The sequence below is a fragment of the Streptomyces sp. MUSC 14 genome (assembly GCF_001866675.1).
Lineage (GTDB): Bacteria > Actinomycetota > Actinomycetes > Streptomycetales > Streptomycetaceae > Streptomyces.
Genome location: NZ_MLYN01000028.1, coordinates 135,895 through 155,135, shown reverse-complemented (window position 1 = coordinate 155,135; position 19,241 = coordinate 135,895). Strand labels below are relative to the sequence as shown.

The following is a 19,241-nucleotide window of genomic DNA, read 5'->3' as shown; positions in this document are numbered from 1 at the left end:
GGCTGTTCAGTGCGCGTGCAGCGCGGCCAGCACCTGCGCGTCGGTGAGCTGCTCGAAGTCCTCGTACCACTGCCCCACCGCGGCGAAGCCGGCCGGCCGGTGCGGGCAGAGGACCGTGTCGGCCTCGCCGGTGAGCGACTCGACCGAGTCGGGCGCGCCGACCGGTACGGCGAGGACGAGGTGGGCGGGGCCCCGGCGGCGGACGTGGCGCAGGGCCGCGCGGGCGGTGGCGCCGGTGGCCAGCCCGTCGTCGACCACGATCACCGTGCGCCCGGCCGGGTCGGGGGGCGGGCGGCCCGCGCGGTAGCGCTCCTCGCGGCGGCGCAGTTCCCGCCGCTCGCGTTCGACGGCCGGGGCCATGTACTCCTCGGTCAGACCGAGCATGTCGAGGGTGCCGGCGTCGAAGAGCGGCGGGTCGTCCGCGGCGAGCGCGCCGACGGCGAACTCCTGGTGGTGCGGCGCGCCGATCTTGCGGACGACGAGCACGTCGAGCGGGGCGCCGAGGGCGCGGGCGACCGGCTCGGCGACGGCGATGCCGCCCCGGGGCAGCGCGAGCACGAGGGGGTCGGCGAGGGCTTCTCGCGCGCACAGGTCCACCAGCAGTCCGGCCAGTTCCCGCCCGGCCTCGGCACGGTCCCTGAAGCGCATGGCTGGTCCTCCTCCGCGCGGCCCCTGTCTCCATGGTGCTACGACGGTGCGGGCCGAGGCGCCTCGGTAAAGATTTGGTTATACACTGCGTGTACAGTCCTCGTATGGCTCTTTGGACCGACAAGACCCCGACGACCGAGCATGCCCCCGGGAAGATGCGCGAGACCGCCCGAAGGTTGCGTCCCGTCGTGCTCGCCTCGGCGGCCGCCGCACTGACCCTCGCGCTCTCCGGCTGCGCCCAGGTCGACACGACCTCGCCCAGCACCGCGCGGGCCGCCGCGGCGAAGGGGGCACCGGCGAAGCTCGGGACCGTCGACTGCCGTGAGGCCAAGTGCATCGCGCTCACCTTCGACGCGGGCCCCAGCGAGAACTCGGCGCGGCTGCTCGACATCCTCAAGGAGAAGAAGGTCCCGGCCACCTTCTTCCTGCTCGGCAAGAACCACATCGAGAAGTACCCGCAGCTGGTCAAGCGGATGGCCGCCGAGGGCCACGAGGTGGCGAGCCACACCTGGGACCACAAGATCCTCACCGAGATGCCGGACGCGCAGATACGCGACGAACTGAAGCGCCCGAACGACGCGATCGAGCGGCTCGTCGGGCACCGGCCCACGCTGATGCGCCCGCCGCAGGGCCGTACCGACTCCGACGTGCACGAGATCGCGAAGGAGATGGGCATGGCGGAGGTGCTGTGGAGCGTGACCGCCAAGGACTACACGACCAACGACTCGGCGCTGATCAGGAAGCGCGTGCTCGAACAGGCGTCGCGGGACGGGATCATCCTGCTGCACGACATCTACCCCGGCACCGTGCCCGCCGTGCCCGGCGTCATCGACGCCCTGAAGGAGCGCGGCTACGTCTTCGTGACGGTGCCTCAGCTGCTGGCGCCCGGCACGGTGGAGCCCGGCAAGGTGTACCGCCCCTGACGCCCGTCACGGGACCTCTACGATCTTGCCGTGCCGACCTTCTCCTTCACCCGCACGGCCCCGCTCCCCCTCGACGAGGCGTGGCGCCGGCTCACCGACTGGCCCCGCCACGCCGACGCGGTCCCGCTGACCCGGATCAGCGTGCTCACACCGCCGCCGACCGGGGTGGGCACGCGTTTCGCCGCCCGCTCCGGCGTCGGCCCGCTCGCCTTCGACGACGTCATGGAGATCACGGTCTGGCGCCCGCCCGCCGACGGCCGCCCCGGCCTGTGCCGTCTGGAGAAGCGGGGGCGGGTGGTGCTGGGCTGGGCGGAGATCGAGGTCGCGCCGGGGCCGGGGGGCCGGAGCAGGGTGGTGTGGCGGGAGGAGCTGCGGGTGCGGTGCGCTCCTCGGCTCCTGGACGTCGTACTGGAACGTACGGCGACCGTGGTGTTCGGACGAGCCGTCAACCAGTTGCTCCGACGGGCGTGACGGCACCGCACCGCGCGCCTTCGGGGCGTTCAGTCCGTCCGCCCCGTCACCGCCACCGTCACACCGAGTCCGATCATGGTCAGCCCGCCGATCCCGCCGACGGCGGACAGCCGCCGGGGCGAGCGCGCGAACCACTGCCGCGCGCCGGAGGCGACCAGCCCCCACACGCTGTCCGAGGCGAGCGCGATGCCGTTGAAGACCAGCCCGAGCAGCAGCATCTGGCCGGTGGCGTGCCCCTGCCCGGGATCCACGAACTGCGGCAGCACCGCGGCGAAGAACACCGTCGTCTTGGGGTTGGCCACGCCGACCGCGAAGCCTTCCCCCAAGGTCCGCAGGGACCCGCGCCGGGGGCCACCGTCCGGCTGCGCGAACGCGGCCCGCAGCGAGCCCCGTCCGCGCCAGGCCCTGACGCCGAGGTACACGAGATACGCGGCGCCCGCGAGCTTCAGGGCGGTGAAGACGAGCACCGAGCGCTCCACGACCGAGCCGATGCCGAGCGCGACGGCCACGACGAGCACGTACGCGCCGAGGGTGTTGCCGGCGACGGTGGTCAGCGCGGCCCGGCGGCCGTGCGCGAGGGCGCGGCCGACCACGAACAGCACGCTGGGGCCTGGAACCACGATGAGCAGGAGGGACAGCGCCGCGAAGGCGGCCAGCCGGTCGGTGGACACCATGCCCCCATGCAAGCCGGGCCCGGTGCCTGCCCGCAAACCCTTTTGTTCCGGGCCGCTCAGGCCACCGACCCGATCCGCACCGCCGGCCGGGACGCCGGGTCGTGGTGGATCGGGGTGTGTGCGCCGGTCAGCGCGACCCCGCTGCCGCCGCGCCGGCCGGCGACGATCTCCGCGCCGATGGACAGGGCCGTCTCCTCGGGCGTACGGGCGCCGAGGTCGAGGCCGATGGGCGAGCGCAGGCGGGCCAGTTCGAGTTCGGTGACGCCGACGTCGCGCAGCCGCTGGTTGCGGTCGAGGTGGGTGCGGCGCGAGCCCATCGCGCCGACGTAGGCGACCGGGAGGCGCAGGGCGAGCCGCAGCAGCGGCACGTCGAACTTGGCGTCGTGGGTGAGGACGCACAGCACGGTGCGGGCGTCGGTGTCGGTGCGCTCCAGGTAGCGGTGCGGCCACTCGACGACGATCTCGTCGGCGTCCGGGAAGCGGGTGCGGGTCGCGAACACCGGGCGGGCGTCGCACACGGTGACGTGGTAGCCGAGGAACTTGCCGACGCGGACCAGCGCGGAGGCGAAGTCGATGGCACCGAAGACGATCATGCGGGGGGCGGGGACGGAGGACTCCACCAGGACCGTGAGCGGGGCGCCGCAGCGCGAGCCCTGTTCGCCGATCTCCAGGGTGCCGGTGCGGCCCGCGTCCAGGAAGGCGCCGGCCTCGGCGGCGACGGTGCGGTCCAGCTCGGGGTGGGCGCCGTAGCCACCGTCGTACGAGCCGTCGGGGCGGACGAGGAGGGCCCGGCCCCGCAGCTCGGCCGGGCCGTCCACGATCCGCGCGACCGCCGCCGCCTCCCCACGGGCGGCGGCGGCCAGCGCGGCTGCGAGCACCGGCCGGGCGGGACCGTCCGCCCGGACCGGTGTGACGAGGATGTCGATGATTCCGCCGCAGGTCAGGCCGACGGCGAAGGCGTCCTCGTCGCTGTAGCCGAAGCGTTCGAGCACGGTCTCGCCGTCCTCCAACGCCTGCCGGCACAGCTCGTACACGGCGCCCTCCACGCACCCGCCGGAAACCGAGCCGATCGCGGTGCCGTCGGCGTCCACCGCGAGGGCGGCGCCCACCTGGCGCGGGGCGCTGCCGCCGACGGCCACGACGGTGGCCACGGCGAAGTCACGGCCCTGCTCGACCCACCGGTTCAGCTCCTCGGCGATGTCCAGCATCTCTCGATCTCCTAACGGGGTTGTTTTCCCAGGGCGTCGGCCCGGCTAGTGCACGCCGAGCCAGGCCTCGATGGGATGAAGGGCGAAGTAGACCAGGAAGACGACCGTCAGACCCCACATGAAGGCACCGATCTCGCGGGCCTTGCCCTGGGCGGCCTTGATGGCGGTGTAGGAGATGACGCCCGCGGCGACACCGGTGGTGATGGTGTACGTGAACGGCATCAGGACGACGGTCAGGAAGACCGGGATCGCGGTGGCGCGGTCGGCCCAGTCCACGTGCCGGGCGTTCATCAGCATCATGGCGCCGATGACCACCAGGGCCGCGGAGGCGACCTCCTGCGGGACGATCGCGGTGACCGGGGTGAAGAAGAGGCAGGCCGCGAAGAACAGACCGGTGACGACGGAGGCGAGGCCGGTACGGGCGCCCTCGCCGACGCCGGTCGCGGACTCGATGAAGACCGTCTGGCCGGAGCCGCCCGCCACGCCGCCGATCGCGCCGCCCATGCCGTCGATGAACAGCGCCTTGGACAGGCCGGGCATCCGGCCCTTCTCGTCGGCAAGGTTCGCCTCGGTGCCGACGCCGATGATGGTGGCCATCGCGTCGAAGAAGCCGGCCAGCACGAGGGTGAAGACGATCATGGCGATCGTCATCGCGCCGACCTTGCCCCAGCCGCCGAACTCGACGTGCCCGAGGAGCGAGAAGTCGGGCATCGACACGGCGCTGCCGTGCAGTTCGGGGGCGCCGTTGGCCCACTGCTTGGGGTCGATGACGCCGAGGCCGTTGAGGACCGAGGCGACGATCGTGCCGGAGACGATGCCGATGAGGATGGCGCCGGGGACGTTGCGGGCCTGGAGCATGAAGATCAGCAGCAGGGTGCCGGCGAACAGCAGCACCGGCCAGCCGGTGAGCTGGCCCGCCGGACCGAGGCTGAGCGGGGTCTCCTTGCCCTGGTGCACGAAGCCGGACTTGTAGAGACCGATGAGCGCGATGAACAGGCCGATGCCCATGGTGATGCCGTGCTTGAGCGCGAGCGGGATCGCGTTCATGATCATCTCGCGCAGGCCGGTGACGACCAGCAGCATGATGACCGCGCCGTACATCACGCACATGCCCATGGCCTGCGGCCAGGTCATGTTGGGGGCGACCTGCGAGGACAGCACGCCCGAGACGGACAGGCCGGCGGCGAGCGCGAGCGGCACCTTGCCGGCGAAGCCCATCAGCAGCGTCGTGAACGCGGCGGCCAGCGCGGTCGCGGTGATCAGCGCCTTCTGGCCGAGCGTGTCGCCGTGGACGTCCTTGCCGGACAGGATGAGCGGGTTGAGCAGGAGGATGTAGGCCATCGCCATGAAGGTGGTGATGCCGCCGCGCACCTCACGCGCGACCGAGGATCCTCTTCCGGATATGTGGAAGTACCGGTCGAGCCAGGACCGTCCGGCCGGGACGCGACTGCCGTCGCCGGCGTCGTCGGCTGCGGTCCTGGGCTCCACTGACTGCTGGGTCATGGGCCAACTCCCAAGGTTCACAGGGGCACCCGTGCCATTCCTTGTCGGCACGAGATTTGGGATTGGACGACCCGGGGGACGGCCCGAGACGAACAGTGGGGGTCCGGGGGGACGAAGTCCCCCCGGGAGAACAGGGGTTGAATCCCCGGAGGGTCAGCTCCCCGTGAGGTGCTCGGGCCGTACCGGAGTGCGGTTGAGCTCCAGCCCGGTCGCGTTGCGGATCGCCGCGAGGACGGCCGGGGTGGACGACAGGGTGGGGGCCTCGCCGATGCCGCGCAGCCCGTACGGGGCGTGGTCGTCGGCGAGTTCGAGGACGTCGACCGGGATGGTCGGCGTGTCGAGGATGGTCGGGATCAGGTAGTCGGTGAAGGAGGGGTTCCTGACCTTCGCAGTCTTCGGGTCGACGATGATCTCCTCCATCACCGCGACGCCCAGGCCCTGCGTCGTACCGCCCTGGATCTGGCCGACGACGGAGAGCGGGTTGAGCGCCTTGCCGACGTCCTGGGCGCAGGCCAGTTCGATGACCTTGACCAGGCCGAGCTCGGTGTCGACCTCGACGACGGCGCGGTGCGCGGCGAAGGAGTACTGGACATGGCCGTTGCCCTGCCCGGTGTGCAGGTCGAAGGCCTCGGTCGGCCGGTGCCGCCACTCCGCCTCGATCTCCACGGTCTCGCCTTCGAGGACGTCGGCCACGTCGCCGAGGACCTCGCCGCCGTCGGTGACGACCTTGCCGCCCTCCAGCAGGAGTTCGGCGGTCGCCCAGGCCGGGTGGTAGGAGCCGAACTTGCGCCGGCCGAGCTCCAGGACCTTCTCGCGGACGAGTTCGCAGGTGTGCTTCACGGCGCCGCCGGTGACGTACGTCTGCCGGGAGGCCGAGGTCGAACCGGCGCTGCCCACCTGGGTGTCGGCCGGGTGGATGGTCACCTGGGTGACGCCGAGCTCGGTGCGGGCGATCTGCGCGTGAACGGTGACACCGCCCTGGCCGACCTCCGCCATCGCGGTGTGCACGGTGGCGACCGGCTCGCCGCCGATGACCTCCATGCGGACCTTGGCGGTGGAGTAGTCGTCGAATCCCTCGGAGAAGCCGACGTTCTTGATGCCGACCGCGTAGCCGATGCCGCGTACGACGCCCTCGCCGTGCGTGGTGTTGGACAGACCGCCGGGCAGCTGCCGTACGTCGGCGCCCTCGCTGGACTCCCACTGGCGCTCGGGCGGCAGCGGCATCGCCTTGATGCGGCGCAGGAGTTCGGCGACCGGAGCGGGCGAGTCGACGGGCTGGCCCGTCGGCATGATGGTGCCCTGCTCCATGGCGTTGAGCTGCCGGAACTCCACCGGGTCCATGCCGAGCCGCTTCGCCAGCTTGTCCATCTGCGCCTCGTAGGCGAAGCACGCCTGGACCGCGCCGAAGCCGCGCATGGCGCCGCAGGGCGGGTTGTTGGTGTAGAGCGCGATGGCCTCGATGTCGACGTCGTCGATGACGTACGGGCCGACGGAGAGGGAGGAGGCGTTGCCGACGACCGCCGGGGAGGCGGAGGCGTAGGCGCCGCCGTCCAGAACGATCTTGCACTTCATGTGCGTCAGCTTGCCGTCGCGCGTGGCCCCGTGCTCGTAGTACAGCTTGGCCGGGTGGCGGTGGACGTGTCCGAAGAAGGACTCGAACCGGTTGTAGACGATCTTCACCGGCTTGCCGGTGCGCAGGGCGAGCAGACAGGCGTGGATCTGCATCGACAGGTCCTCGCGGCCGCCGAACGCGCCGCCGACGCCGGCCAGCGTCATCCGCACCTTCTCCTCGGGCAGGCCGAGGACGGGCGCGATCTGGCGCAGGTCGGAGTGGAGCCACTGGGTGGCGATGTAGAGGTGGACGCCGCCGTCCTCCTCGGGCACGGCGAGGCCGGACTCGGGGCCGAGGAAGGCCTGGTCCTGCATGCCGAAGGTGTACTCGCCCGTGACGATGACGTCCGCGCGCCTCGCGGCCTCGTCGGCGTTTCCGCGCACGATCGGCTGGCGGTGGACGATGTTGGGGTGCGGGACGTGTCCGCTGTGGTGGTCGTCGCGGCCCTCGTGGACGAGGATCGCGTCCGGCGCGGTCGCGGAGGCCTCGTCGGTGATGACCGGGAGTTCCTTGTAGTCGACCTTGATCTTGGCGGCGGCGCGGCGGGCCGTCTCCGGGTGGTCTGCGGCGACGATCGCGACCGGCTCGCCGTGATGGCGTACCTTGCCGTGCGCGAGGACCGGGGTGTCCTGGATCTCCAGGCCGTAGTTCTTCACCTCGGTGGGCAGGTCGTCGTACGTCATGATCGCGTACACGCCCGGCATGGCGAGCGCCTCGGAGGTGTCGATCGAGACGATCTCGGCGTGGGCGACGGTGGAGCGCAGGATCTGGCCCCACAGCATGTCCTCGTGCCACATGTCGGACGAGTACGCGAACTCGCCGGTGACCTTGAGCGTGCCGTCCGGGCGGAGCGTGGACTCACCGACGCCGCCCTTGGTCTGGGAGCCCTGGGTGATCTTCGTAGGAGCGCCGGTGGTCGGCATGTCAGACTCCCTCGGACTGGCGGGCGGCCGCGAGGCGGACCGCGTCCATGATCTTCTCGTAGCCCGTGCAGCGGCACAGGTTGCCCGACAGCGCCTCGCGGATGTCCGCGTCGGTCGGGTTCGGGTTGCGCTCCAGGAGTTCGTCGGAGGCGACGAGCAGACCCGGGGTGCAGAAACCGCACTGGACGGCGCCGGCGTCGATGAACGCCTGCTGGATCGGGCTGAGTTCGGTGCCCTCGCCGGTCTGCGAGTCGGTGCCCTTGGCCTTCCACTGCTGGGCGTCCTGCAGCGTCGTACCGCAGGCACCCGTACCGCAGGACCGCTCCTTGGCGAAGTCCGCGAGGCCCTCGACGGTCACGACGTCACGGCCCTCGACCTGGCCGGCCGCGACCAGGCAGGAACAGACCGGCACGCCGTCCAGGCGGACGGTGCAGGAACCGCACTCGCCCTGCTCACAGGCGTTCTTGGAGCCGGGCAGGCCCATGCGCTCGCGCAGGACGTACAGCAGGGACTCGCCCTCCCAGACGTCGTCGGCTTCCTGCGGGCGTCCGTTGACGGTGAAGTTGACGCGCATTACGCAGCTCCCTCGGATGCGCGGCGGGCGCCGCGGTACGACTCCCAGGTCCAGGTCAGCGTCCGGCGGGCCATGACACCGACCGCGTGGCGGCGGTAGCTCGCGGTGCCGCGGACGTCGTCGATCGGGTTGCAGGAACCGGAGCACAGCTCCGCGAACTGCTTGGCGACCGACGGGGTGATGATCTTGCCGTTGTCCCAGAAGCCGCCCTCCTCCAGCGCGGCGTTCAGGAACTCCTCGGCGGCCTTGGCCCGCACGGGGGTGGGCGCGGCCGAGCCGATGCCGGTGCGCACGGTGCGGGTCTCGGGGTGCAGCGCGAGGCCGAAGGCGCACACGGCGATGACCATGGCGTTGCGGGTGCCGACCTTCGAGTACTGCTGCGGGCCGTCCGCCTTCTTGACGTGTACGGCGCGGATCAGCTCGTCGGGCTGGAGCGCGTTGCGCTTGACGCCGGTGTAGAACTCGTCGATCGGGATGAGGCGGGTGCCGCGGGCCGCGGACTCCGCCTCGACCTCGGCGCCGGCGGCGAGGAGGGCGGGGTGCGCGTCACCGGCGGGCGAGGCCGTGCCGAGGTTGCCGCCGACGCCGCCGCGGTTGCGGATCTGCGGGGAGGCGACCGTGTGCGAGGCGAGCGCGAGGCCCGGCAGCTCGGCACGGAGGTTCTCCATGATCTTCGTGTACGGGACGGAGGCACCCAGCCGTACGCTCTCCTCGCCGATCTCCCACTCGGTGAGCTCACCGATGCGGTTGAGGTCCAGCAGGTACTCGGGCCGGCGGTGGTCGAAGTTGATCTCGACCATCACATCGGTGCCACCCGCAATCGGCACAGCGGTGGGGTGCTCGGCCTTCGCGGCGAGCGCCTCCTCCCAGCTGGCGGGGCGAAGGAAGTCCATGACCGGCTCTCTTCTTCGTCTCGTGAGTCGTGCAGATTGAGCCAATCCGTGTGCGGCGGGCGCGGCTCGTTCATGTCCTGTTAACGCGGAGTGGACTCAGTACACCGCCCCGTACTCCGGCGGGGTCAGTCACCGAAACCATGAAGGAGTTGGCTGGCCACCACGGGCATCTTGTAGATTCGTATGAACGGAGGTCATCGGTAACCTCTCCGATTCCCCGGGGAAACGCGGGAAACACTGCGGAGACTCCGGACTGCGCCCTGTACGGCCCCGTGCCGGGCCCTTCCCGCGTCACCCTCCAAGATCCATCGTAGGTTTCGAGACACAAGAACGGCGGCGACGAGATGCGGCTGCGCGCACTTCTGGACACCGATGTGCTGGGGCTGCGGCTGCTCGGCGGCGAGGACGAGCTGGACCGCTCGGTGCGCGGGGTCATGACGACCGACCTGCGCGACCCGAGCCGGTACCTCTCCGGCGGCGAGCTGGTGCTGACGGGCCTCGCCTGGCGCCGGGACGCCGACGACTCCGAACCGTTCGTCCGCATCCTGGTGCAGGCCGGGGTGGCGGCCCTCGCGGCCGGCGAGGCGGAGCTGGGCGACGTGCCCGAGGACCTGGTGCTGGCCTGCGCCCGGCACCGGCTGCCGCTGTTCGCGGTGCACGAGTCGGTGGCCTTCGCGACGATCACCGAGCACGTCGTACGACAGGTCTCCAGCGAGCGCGCCGGGGACCTGGCGGCCGTGGTGGACCGGCACCGGCGGATGATGACCTCGGGCCCGGCGGGCGGCGGCCCGGACGTCGTCCTGGACCTGCTCGGCACCGACCTGGACCTGCGCGCCTGGGTGCTCTCCCCCACCGGCCGGCTGATCGCCGGCTCCAAGGAGGCGGGCCCCGACCTGCCCGCCGAGACCTGCGCGAAGCTGGCCGCCGAGCACCTGTCCGCCACCCGCACCGGCCGGCGCGGCCCGCACCGGATCCTGCTGGGCGGCGCCACGTACTCCCTCTTCCCGATCCGCTCCTCGGGCCGCACCCCGCAGGCCGCCCGCGACGTGCGCGAGACCGTCCTGTCGGACTGGCTGCTGGCCGTCGAGGCGGACGCGGGCGACTGGCCCGAGGAGCGGATGGACCTGCTCCAGGGCGTGACCCAGCTGATCGCCGTCGAGCGGGACCGCCGGGACGCGGCGCGCACGGTACGGCGCCGGCTGGCCCAGGAGGTCCTGGAGCTGGTCCAGACGGGTGCCGCGCCCGCCGAGATCGCGGCCCGCCTCAGGGTGGCCGCCCCGGTGCTGCTGCCGGGGCTCGGCACGGCCCCGCACTGGCAGGTCGTGGTGGCCCGCGTGGAGTGGGACGGCGAGCAGGTCGAGGGCGGCCCGGTCGCCCAGTCGCTGCTGGAGGAGGTGCTGGTCGACCCGCAGGCCACGGGCCCGGAGCCGTCGGACCGGATCGCGGTCGCGCACACCGGCGACGAGGCGATCGCCCTGGTCCCCCTCCCGGCGGTCTCCACCGAGCACGACGGCTCCGAGACCGGGCTGCTGGCCGACGCCCTGCTGAAGGCCGTACGCGAGCCGCTGTCGGCGGGCCTGGACGGCGACGGGCGGCTCACCCTCGGCGTCAGCGCGGCCGTGCACTCGGCGGAGGGCCTGCGCGGCGCCCTGGAGGAGGCCCGGCACGCCCGCCGGGTGGCCGCCGCCCGCCCCGGCCGGGTCTGCGCGGCCGGCCACCAGGAGCTGGCCTCGCACGTCCTGCTGCTGCCCTTCGTCCCGGACGACGTCCGCCGCGCCTTCACGGCCCGGCTGCTGGACCCGCTGACGGACTACGACCGCCGCCACCGCGCCGAGCTGATCCCGACCCTGGAGGCGTTCCTCGACTGCGACGGCTCCTGGACCCGCTGCGCCACCCGGCTCCACCTGCATGTCAACACGCTGCGCTACCGGGTCGGCCGGATCGAGCAGTTGACGGGACGGGACCTCTCGCGCCTGGAGGACAAGCTGGACTTCTTCCTGGCCCTGCGGATGAGCTGAGGTCAGCGGGGGCGCGCAGGGGCAACACGCGCAAACGCGGTCACGCCCGCACCCCTCTACTTTGTGAAAACTTTCACCCACCCCCTTGGCCCGGCCCGGCGAATGGTGCTGGAATGCCGCCACCACTCAACAGCTCGATGGCGTGCTCGGGGAGGGCAACGTGGCGCACTCCGCCATGTCTGGCGACGGAACGACCACCGGTGACGATCCGCTCCAGACCGCGGTGTGGCGGCTGCGCTCGCGGGCCTGCTGGGCGGACGCGGCGGCCCTGCTGCCGCCCGACGTCCCCGCGCCGGCCCTCCAGCGGGCCGCGCTGCTGGTCGAACGGTGTCTGTACACCGAGCGGGGCTGGGCGGAGGCGGAGGACGCGCTGCGTACGGCGGAGGCGCTCGCGCACACCGACGAGGAGCGCGGCGCCGCGGCCTGCGAGCGCGGTCAACTGGCCTACGCGGCAACGCTGCACACGGTGCGGGACCGCGCGGACGAGGCGCGGGCGGCACTGGGCCGGGCGGCGGCGCTGATCCCGCCGGGCGCGGCGGGCCGGGCGCTGCTGGACTTCCGGCGGGGCCTGCTGGCCGAGAACCTCACCGGCTCCCCGCAGGCGGCCCGCGCGGCCTACCGCCGCGCCCACGCGGGCGCCACGGCCCACGCCGACCCGCTCCTGCTGTCCTTCACCTGGCGCCACCTGGCCGGACTCGCCCTGCGCGACGGCGAGTTGGCCGAGGCGCGGCACGGCTTCGCCGAATCCCTGCGGATCAGGGAGGAGTTGGGCTACCTGGTCGGCACGGCCCCGGCCCTCGCCTCCCTGGCCGACGCGGAGACCGAGCCGGAGGCGTCCCGGCTGCGGGAGGAGGCCCGCCGCCTGTTCCGCCTGCTGGGCGGCGTACCGACCTGGCTGGCACGGCAGTTGGCACCACCGGCACCGGGGGTGGCGACGGCGTAGGGGGTACTGTCACGTTGCCGGGTGAGGGCACCTCCCCAGGGGCGCGGGGCTGTGTCGATACGCGGCTCCGCCGCGTGGGCGCGAACGGCCCCCGCCGAACCGCACCCGGGAGACAGCGGACCCCCTTCCCCGGCGCTCCCCCGCCCCGCTCAGCCCGCGCCGGCGAAATGCTCGGAGACCAGTCCCCGCACCACGTCCACGTCCCCCGCGACCAGCGCCTCCAGCAGCGCCATGTGCTCCGCCGCGTCGGCGACCAGATACCCGCGGCCCTGGCGCACCGGCGGCCACTGGGAGCGGCGGTGCAGGTCGGAGGCGATGCGGACCAGCTGTTCGTTGCCGGACAGGGCGAGGAGCGCGGCGTGGAAGGCCCGGTCGGACTCGGCGTACGTGGCGGGACAGCCGGCGGCCGCCGCGCGGACCGTGTCCTCCGCCAGCGGCCGCAGCTCGGCCCACCGCTCGGCCGGCACCGTACGGGCGAGCCGCAGCATCACCGGCACCTCGATGAGCCCGCGCACCTCCGCCAGCTCGGACAGCTCGCGCGCACCGCGCCGGACGACCCGGAAGCCCCGGTTGGGCACGACCTCGACGGCGCCCTCCTGGGCGAGCTGCTGCATGGCCTCCCGCACGGGCGTCGCCGAGACCCCGAAGCGCTCGCCGAGCACCGGCGCCGAGTACACCTCGCCCGGCTCCAGCTCGCCGGTGACCAGGGCGGTGCGCAGCGCGTCCAGGATCTGGCCGCGCACCGAGGAGCGCTGCACCGCGGCCCGGGGCCCGGGTATCGGCGGCTCGGCGTGCGGGTGCTCGCCGCGGGCGCCGGGCTGCGCGGCCTCCCGCTCCCAGGGGCCGCCGGAGGGGCAGGAGGCCTGCGCCACGCGTGCCTGCGCGGGCACCCGGGCGCAGCCCTGGGTGCCCTGCTTCACGGGGTCCACGGGATCCTCCTGGCGGCTTGTCGGCACTTGGGCCATTAACGGCGGGTTGTCACCTGTCCGTCAAGCACCTTAGGCGCAGAACCCGGAGGTTCAAACTCACCGGCGCCGCCGCCGCTGAATCGATAAAGTCAGGCTTGCCTAAGTGTGATCAAGACGGCGCCGCCCGTCCACTAAGATCGTCCACGGTGGCTCACCCGCACTTCACAACCTCCTCACGTGTCACGGGAACTTTCCGCGGCACCACCCGTCCGGGTATTCTTATTCGAACTCAACTCCCGCCCCTCATGCGGCAGTTCGAGCAGAACGCCGTCCTGGGCATCCCCTTGCACCTTCTTGGCGGCCTCTTGCCCCGAAACCCTCTGAGGGCCGTCGGGAGTGGGCCACTATGGCGGGCGTTACGCCCTATCCCAATGCAAGGGACCCCTGATGAAGCTGATATCGCTGAACTGGCTGCTTCCGGGCGCCGTACTGCTCCTGGGCATGCTGGCGGCGGTGGCGGTGCTCGCGCGCGGCAAGCGCTCCGCCGGGGAGAACGCGAGCGCGGACGACTCGTGGGAGCGCAGCGAGGAGCGCCGGCGGCGCAAGGAGGCCATATACGGCACCGCCTCCTACGTGCTGCTGTTCTGCTGTGCGGCGGTCGCGGCCGCCCTGTCCTTCCACGGCCTCGTCGGCTTCGGCGAGCAGAACCTGGGGCTGACCGACGGCTGGCAGTACCTGGTGCCGTTCGGCCTGGACGGCGCGGCGATGTTCTGCTCGGTGCTCGCCGTGCGCGAGGCCAGCCACGGTGACGCCGCGCTCGGCTCCCGGATCCTCGTCTGGATGTTCGCCGCCGCGGCGGCCTGGTTCAACTGGGTGCACGCGCCCCGGGGCGCCGGCCACGCCGGAGCCCCCCAGTTCTTCTCCGGCATGTCGCTGTCGGCGGCCGTCCTGTTCGACCGCGCGCTGAAGCAGACCCGCCGGGCCGCGCTGCGCGAGCAGGGCCTGGTGCCGCGTCCGCTGCCGCAGATCCGCATCGTGCGCTGGCTGCGCGCCCCCCGCGAGACCTACAAGGCCTGGTCGCTGATGCTCCTGGAGGGCGTGCGCAGCCTCGACGAGGCGGTCGAGGAGGTCCGCGACGACAAGCGGCAGAAGGACGAGACGCGGCAGCGCCGGCGCGACCAGCAGCGCATCGAGCGCGCCCAGCTGAAGGCCATCAGCCGCGGCCACCGCGGCTTCGTCGGACGCGCCGGCCGCCAGGTCGAGGTCGAGGTGGGCGCCGTCGAGCGCGCCCCCGCCGAAGTCGCCGCGGAGCCTGCCATATCCGGCGCGGAGCAACTGCCCGTACGCGCCCGTCCCTCCCTGCAGCCGGTCCGCAGCGGATCTGAGTCGCTGACCGTCGACCTCACCGCGGAGGACGACACCATGGCACTGCCGCGCCTGGACTCCCTGGAGCGCAAGCTGAAGGACCTGGAGCAGCAGTTCGGCTAGGACGACGCACGCCTGCTCCGGGCCGGGGGTGTGACCGCACGGGTCACACCCCCGGCCCGCCCCGCACCGTCCGCGCGCTCAGGCCGCCTCGGCGCCCAGTTCGAACCACACCGACTTGCCCACGCCGTGCGGCCGTACGCCCCAGGCGTCCGCGAGGGACTGCACCAGCACCAGGCCCCGGCCGTGGGTGTCGTCGTCCGTCTCCGGCCCCCGCGGCTCGGGTCTGCCGGCCACGAAGTCCCGTACCTCCACGCGCAGTCCGCCCGGCGCCACGACAGCCGTGAGGACCGCGTCGTCGTCGGTGTGGACGAGCGCGTTGGTGACCAGTTCGCTGGTGAGCAGTTCGGCGATCTCCGAGCGGCCGGGCTTGCCCCAGTGCCGCAGCAGTTCGCGCAGTTCCCGCCGGGCCTCGGGCACCGCCCGCAGATCCGCCCGCCCCAGCCTGCGCCGGAACCGGTGCGCGTGATCCGTGGTGGTGCCGGCCGCTTCCCCCGTCGTGTCCGTGGCGGCCCCCACGACCATGGGCCCGCCCCCTCGTGCCTGCCTCTTCATGACCCCCGCCCGCACGCTGTCTTCCCCTGCCCCTCCTGGTCGAACACGTTCACGGGGGATGCTTGCCCAGCAGAAACCGGGGCAGTCCTGGCCCCCGCCCGAGGACCGCTTGTCGGCCACGGGCGCCGGGCGTGCGGGCCGCCCGGCGGGCCCTCCCGCACCCGCGTACCCGCCTCCCGGCAGGGCGCAGGCCGCCACGGACGCCCCGGGACGGCCGGGCAGATGCGCCCGGCACCGGCCGTCGGCACGCCGTCACACCCCGTGAAACTGGCCGAAATCCGCCCCTCCGGTCGCTGCGCAGGCGTCACGGACCTGGCACGTCAAGGACGTGGCACGTTGCGCAGATTGGAGCGGGCCATCTGGAGCATCCGGCCGACGCCGCCGTCCAGCACGATCCTGGACGCGGAGAGCGCGAACCCGGTGACCATCTCCGCGCTGATCTTCGGCGGAATGGACAGCGCGTTGGGGTCGGTGACGACGTCCACCAGCGCCGGTCCCTTGTGCCTGAAGGCGTCCTTGAGCGCCCCGGCGAGCTGCTTGGGCTTCTCCACCCGCACCCCGTACGCACCGCAGGCCCGCGCGACGGCCGCGAAGTCGGGGTTGACGTTGGTGGTGCCGTACGAGGGCAGTCCGGCGACCAGCATCTCCAGCTCGACCATGCCGAGCGAGGAGTTGTCGAACAGCACCACCTTGACCGGAAGGTCGTGCTGGACGAGGGTCAGGAAGTCGCCCATCAGCATCGAGAAGCCGCCGTCGCCCGACATCGACACCACCTGCCGGCCCCGGTCGGTGAACTGGGCGCCGATCGCCATGGGCAGCGCGTTCGCCATCGAGCCGTGCGAGAACGAACCGATGATCCGGCGGCGCCCGTTGGGCGAGACGTACCGCGCCGCCCACACGTTGCACATGCCGGTGTCGACGGTGAACACGGCGTCGTCGTCGGCGACTTCGTCGAGGACGGCGGCCACGTACTCGGGATGGATCGGGACGTGCTTGTCGACCTTGCGGGTGTACGCCTTGACCACCCCCTCCAGCGCGTCGGTGTGCTTCTTCAGCATCCGGTCGAGGAAACGCCGGTCGGTCTTCTCCCGCACCCGCGGGATCAGGCAGCGCAGCGTCTCGCGTACGTCGCCCCACACGGCGAGGTCGAGCCGGGAGCGGCGGCCGAGCACCTCGGGCCGTACGTCGATCTGCGCGATCTGGACGTCGTCGGGCAGGAAGGCGTTGTACGGGAAGTCGGTGCCGAGCAGGATCAGCAGGTCGCACTCGTGGGTGGCCTCGTAGGCGGCGCCGTAGCCGAGCAGACCGCTCATGCCGACGTCGTACGGGTTGTCGTACTGGATCCACTCCTTGCCGCGCAGGGCGTGCCCCACCGGCGCCTTGATCCGCCCGGCGAACTCCATGACCTCGGCATGCGCGCCGGCGGTGCCGCTGCCGCAGAACAGGGTGACCCGGCCGGCCCTGTCGATCATCTCCGCGAGCGCGTCGACCTCGGCGTCGCCGGGGCGGACGGTGGGCCGGGACGTGACGAGGGCGCTCTGCGCTGCCTTCTCCGGGGCCGGCTCGGCGGCGATGTCACCGGGCAGCGAGACGACGCTCACGCCGCTGCGGCCGACCGCGTGCTGGATGGCGCTCTGCAGCAGCCGGGGCATCTGCCGGGCGTTGGAGATCAGCTCGCTGTAATGGCTGCACTCCTGGAAGAGCCGGTCGGGGTGGGTCTCCTGGAAGTAGCCGAGGCCGATCTCGCCGGAGGGGATCTGCGAGGCGAGGGCGAGCACCGGGGCCATCGAGCGGTGGGCGTCGTACAGGCCGTTGATCAGGTGCAGGTTGCCCGGGCCGCAGGAGCCGGCGCAGGCGGCCAGCCTGCCGGTGATCTGCGCCTCGGCCCCCGCCGCGAACGCGGCGGTCTCCTCGTGGCGGACATGGATCCAGTCGATGGCGGAGTTGCGGCGCACGGCGTCCACGACGGGGTTGAGGCTGTCGCCGACCACCCCGTACAGACGGCGTACGCCGGCGCGGACGAGGATGTCGACGAACTGCTCGGCGACGTTCTGTTTGGCCATGCGTCCATCCAGTCACACGGCCGGCGCTCACGCCTCCCACACGGCCGCCGCCGTACGGTCGTCGGCGTAACCCTTCACCCGCACCTGGGTGTCCGCGAGGAACGCGGCGAGTCCCGGCGGGGTGCGACCGGACCAGCGGCGGGCCAGGTAGGCGCCGAGCGCGGGCTCGCCGCGCAGCGGTTCGGCCAGGCCGGCGCTGCACATCACCAGGGCGTCACCCGGCCGGGCGAGAGCGGCGCGGAAGCGGAACGGCTCGCGCGGCGGCTCCGGGGCCGGCTCGTACGGGCTCGGCGGGGTGGGGATGCCGAGGTCCAGGGTGAACCGGTCGCCCTCGGACGTCAGGGGCGCGGCGGCGGTGTCGTCCTCCGGCGCGAGCCGCGGCTCGATGTCCTGCCAGGCGCCGTCCCGCAGCCGGAACAGCCCTCCGTCGCCGACGCCGAAGAACACGCGCGTACGGCAGTCCGGATCGCCCGGCAGCAGCAGACAGCGCAGGCTCGCCGTGTACTCCCCGGGGTCGACGCCCTGCTCGGCCGCGCTCGCCCGGAGCCTGCCCAGAGAGCGGTCGGCCAGCCGGTGCAGCCCCGACTTCAGCTCGCCGCGCCGGGCCGCCCGGATGTCCTCCACCAGCCCGGCATGGCTGCGCCCCACGGCCCGCCCGATCCACCGGCACGCCTCGGCCGCGGCCAGGTGCGCCCCCGGTGTGGCCCGCGCCCCGGTCGCCACCGCGACGAGCACCAGCGCCCGCTCCCCCGTCCCGAACCGCGCGGTGAGCAACGCGTCCCGCCGCGGCTCGCCCCGGAACCGCGCCGAGTCCCCCCGCAGCGACACGGCCCGCACCGTGCACGCCCCGTACCGGGCCCCGTCCAGCACGGTGTCCGCGACCAGTTCGCCCAACGCGTCGGGCTCGGCGACGGGCAGCGCGGTCGGCTCGGGATCATAGGTGGGCGGCCCGGAGCCCACGTAGTCGAGCGCGGAGGGCGGCGGGGGCCAGACCGCCGGTGAGGGGGAGTCCGGCACGGGGGCAGGCGCCGGTTCCGGGTCCCAGGGGGAACGCCGCCCGGCCGGCGGGGCGGCTCCGGCATCGGGCGGGGCCGCGTCCGAAGGCGGCCACGGGGGAAGGGCGTCGCCGGGTGCGGGGGCGGCCTGCGCCGCATCGCTGTCGCCCGGAGCCGCAGGCGCCCCCGCGGGGCCGGCGGGCGGTTCGATGGCCGGGGGCTCGGTCGTGCGCTGTGCCGGCAGCGCGGGCTCCCGGGGTGCCGTGCCGTTCGCGCTCCCTGTGCCCCCTGTGACCCCCGTGCCCCCTGTACGCCCTGCACTTCGCGTGCTCGCTGCGCCGTCCGCGGTGCCGGGCGACGGTTCCGTCACCGTGTTCTTCGCGGAGGCGAAGCGGTCGTCCAGGGAATCGGGCGCCGCCGTGGGGCCCGTGTCCGCGGTGGAGTCGTCGTACAGCTGCCCCCACCAGTCGTCCTCGGGACGGGCGGGCCTTCCCCCCTGCTGGCTCATGCCGGTAATTGTCCACCGCGGGGGCCGGATGGAAACGGGGCATCGGGAAAATCCGCCGCTCCCGGCCACACCTGACGGCGGGTCGGGTGAAGGGTTGAACTGCCGTACGAGAAAAGGCTGATGGCCGCCGGGCGGCCCCACCCCCCACGGGAGGACCGCCCGGCGACGTCCGCGGTGGCCCGGCCCCGTATCCCCTTCGCGTGCCGCGCACACGTACGGGCCCGGACCACGTTCCGCGCGACCGGGCCGGGTGCACGGCGCCGATCGGATGGCCGGATTGTGGCTTGGTTTCCTGAGACGCAGCTGTGCATCGCGATCGCGACCCCCCCGCCCCACG

The 19,241-nt window shown here is 72.9% G+C and carries 16 protein-coding genes; 5 read left to right on the top strand and 11 right to left on the bottom strand.

From position 1 onward, the window contains the following. Positions 1 to 6: 6 nt before the first annotated feature. Positions 7 to 648, bottom strand: coding sequence for a phosphoribosyltransferase (locus BIV25_RS19320; RefSeq protein ID WP_071373590.1), 642 nt, complete (start codon positions 646 to 648; stop codon positions 7 to 9). Between the two features lie 155 nt (positions 649 to 803). On the opposite strand from BIV25_RS19320, the gene BIV25_RS19315 reads away from it, so the two are divergent. Next, a complete protein-coding gene (locus BIV25_RS19315; RefSeq protein WP_071373589.1) occupies positions 804 to 1,571 on the top strand; it encodes a polysaccharide deacetylase family protein in 768 nt (255 codons plus the stop codon). A gap of 30 nt (positions 1,572 to 1,601) precedes the next feature. Then, a complete protein-coding gene (locus tag BIV25_RS19310; protein ID WP_071373588.1) occupies positions 1,602 to 2,042 on the top strand; it encodes an SRPBCC family protein in 441 nt (146 codons plus the stop codon). 29 nt (positions 2,043 to 2,071) lie between these two features. Here BIV25_RS19310 and BIV25_RS19305 read toward each other — a convergent pair whose 3' ends face one another. The 6 genes from BIV25_RS19305 to BIV25_RS19280 form a co-directional block, all read right to left on the bottom strand. Continuing rightward, positions 2,072 to 2,716: a LysE family translocator gene (locus tag BIV25_RS19305; RefSeq protein ID WP_071373587.1), complete on the bottom strand. Its 645-nt coding sequence runs from the start codon at positions 2,714 to 2,716 to the stop codon at positions 2,072 to 2,074. A 56-nt stretch (positions 2,717 to 2,772) separates the two neighbouring features. Beyond that, positions 2,773 to 3,924 carry an XdhC family protein gene (locus tag BIV25_RS19300; protein WP_071373586.1) on the bottom strand — a complete coding sequence of 384 codons (1,152 nt, stop codon included), beginning with the start codon at positions 3,922 to 3,924 and terminating at the stop codon, positions 2,773 to 2,775. Positions 3,925 to 3,969: 45 nt separating this feature from the next. After that, on the bottom strand, positions 3,970 to 5,427 hold the full coding sequence (locus BIV25_RS19295; RefSeq protein ID WP_071373585.1) for an NCS2 family permease: 1,458 nt from the start codon (positions 5,425 to 5,427) through the stop codon (positions 3,970 to 3,972). A gap of 153 nt (positions 5,428 to 5,580) precedes the next feature. Further along, entirely contained in the window at positions 5,581 to 7,962 is a 2,382-nt protein-coding gene (locus BIV25_RS19290) for a xanthine dehydrogenase family protein molybdopterin-binding subunit (protein ID WP_071373584.1), read from the bottom strand. Position 7,963: 1 nt separating this feature from the next. Further along, positions 7,964 to 8,536: a (2Fe-2S)-binding protein gene (locus BIV25_RS19285; RefSeq protein ID WP_071373583.1), complete on the bottom strand. Its 573-nt coding sequence runs from the start codon at positions 8,534 to 8,536 to the stop codon at positions 7,964 to 7,966. Beyond that, a complete protein-coding gene (locus BIV25_RS19280; RefSeq protein WP_071373582.1) occupies positions 8,536 to 9,429 on the bottom strand; it encodes a xanthine dehydrogenase family protein subunit M in 894 nt (297 codons plus the stop codon). The genes BIV25_RS19285 and BIV25_RS19280 overlap by 1 nt, the downstream gene beginning before the upstream one ends. 344 nt (positions 9,430 to 9,773) lie before the next feature. On the opposite strand from BIV25_RS19280, the gene BIV25_RS19275 reads away from it, so the two are divergent. Next, positions 9,774 to 11,447 (top strand): PucR family transcriptional regulator ligand-binding domain-containing protein, encoded by a 1,674-nt coding sequence (locus BIV25_RS19275; RefSeq protein ID WP_071373581.1) that lies wholly within the window; start codon positions 9,774 to 9,776, stop codon positions 11,445 to 11,447. A gap of 160 nt (positions 11,448 to 11,607) precedes the next feature. Next, positions 11,608 to 12,390, top strand: coding sequence for a hypothetical protein (locus BIV25_RS19270; protein WP_071373669.1), 783 nt, complete (start codon positions 11,608 to 11,610; stop codon positions 12,388 to 12,390). A 149-nt stretch (positions 12,391 to 12,539) separates the two neighbouring features. Here the strand turns inward: BIV25_RS19270 and BIV25_RS19265 are convergent, their stop codons facing one another. Further along, on the bottom strand, positions 12,540 to 13,310 hold the full coding sequence (locus BIV25_RS19265) for a GntR family transcriptional regulator (RefSeq protein ID WP_071373668.1): 771 nt from the start codon (positions 13,308 to 13,310) through the stop codon (positions 12,540 to 12,542). A 435-nt stretch (positions 13,311 to 13,745) separates the two neighbouring features. On the opposite strand from BIV25_RS19265, the gene BIV25_RS19260 reads away from it, so the two are divergent. Continuing rightward, the gene (locus BIV25_RS19260; protein ID WP_071373580.1) at positions 13,746 to 14,786 is read left to right on the top strand and encodes a DUF2637 domain-containing protein; all 1,041 of its coding nucleotides are present in this window, start codon (positions 13,746 to 13,748) and stop codon (positions 14,784 to 14,786) included. A gap of 78 nt (positions 14,787 to 14,864) precedes the next feature. Here BIV25_RS19260 and BIV25_RS19255 read toward each other — a convergent pair whose 3' ends face one another. The 3 genes from BIV25_RS19255 to BIV25_RS19245 form a co-directional block, all read right to left on the bottom strand. Next, positions 14,865 to 15,308 carry an ATP-binding protein gene (locus BIV25_RS19255; RefSeq protein WP_071373579.1) on the bottom strand — a complete coding sequence of 148 codons (444 nt, stop codon included), beginning with the start codon at positions 15,306 to 15,308 and terminating at the stop codon, positions 14,865 to 14,867. Positions 15,309 to 15,658: 350 nt separating this feature from the next. After that, the gene (locus tag BIV25_RS19250) at positions 15,659 to 17,401 is read right to left on the bottom strand and encodes a pyruvate dehydrogenase (RefSeq protein ID WP_071373578.1); all 1,743 of its coding nucleotides are present in this window, start codon (positions 17,399 to 17,401) and stop codon (positions 15,659 to 15,661) included. Positions 17,402 to 17,428: 27 nt separating this feature from the next. After that, positions 17,429 to 18,904, bottom strand: coding sequence for a protein phosphatase 2C domain-containing protein (locus tag BIV25_RS19245; RefSeq protein WP_071373577.1), 1,476 nt, complete (start codon positions 18,902 to 18,904; stop codon positions 17,429 to 17,431). Between the last annotated feature and the right edge of the window lie 337 nt (positions 18,905 to 19,241).

Coding starts and splice junctions, on each gene's coding strand:
- BIV25_RS19320 (WP_071373590.1), bottom strand. CDS start 648: ATGCGCTTCAGGGACCGTGCCGAGGCCGGGCGGGAACTGGCCGGACTG.
- BIV25_RS19315 (WP_071373589.1), top strand. CDS start 804: ATGCGCGAGACCGCCCGAAGGTTGCGTCCCGTCGTGCTCGCCTCGGCG.
- BIV25_RS19305 (WP_071373587.1), bottom strand. CDS start 2,716: ATGGTGTCCACCGACCGGCTGGCCGCCTTCGCGGCGCTGTCCCTCCTG.
- BIV25_RS19300 (WP_071373586.1), bottom strand. CDS start 3,924: ATGCTGGACATCGCCGAGGAGCTGAACCGGTGGGTCGAGCAGGGCCGT.
- BIV25_RS19295 (WP_071373585.1), bottom strand. CDS start 5,427: ATGACCCAGCAGTCAGTGGAGCCCAGGACCGCAGCCGACGACGCCGGC.
- BIV25_RS19290 (WP_071373584.1), bottom strand. CDS start 7,962: ATGCCGACCACCGGCGCTCCTACGAAGATCACCCAGGGCTCCCAGACC.
- BIV25_RS19285 (WP_071373583.1), bottom strand. CDS start 8,536: ATGCGCGTCAACTTCACCGTCAACGGACGCCCGCAGGAAGCCGACGAC.
- BIV25_RS19280 (WP_071373582.1), bottom strand. CDS start 9,429: ATGGACTTCCTTCGCCCCGCCAGCTGGGAGGAGGCGCTCGCCGCGAAG.
- BIV25_RS19275 (WP_071373581.1), top strand. CDS start 9,774: ATGCGGCTGCGCGCACTTCTGGACACCGATGTGCTGGGGCTGCGGCTG.
- BIV25_RS19260 (WP_071373580.1), top strand. CDS start 13,746: ATGAAGCTGATATCGCTGAACTGGCTGCTTCCGGGCGCCGTACTGCTC.
- BIV25_RS19255 (WP_071373579.1), bottom strand. CDS start 15,308: ATGGTCGTGGGGGCCGCCACGGACACGACGGGGGAAGCGGCCGGCACC.
- BIV25_RS19250 (WP_071373578.1), bottom strand. CDS start 17,401: ATGGCCAAACAGAACGTCGCCGAGCAGTTCGTCGACATCCTCGTCCGC.
- BIV25_RS19245 (WP_071373577.1), bottom strand. CDS start 18,904: ATGAGCCAGCAGGGGGGAAGGCCCGCCCGTCCCGAGGACGACTGGTGG.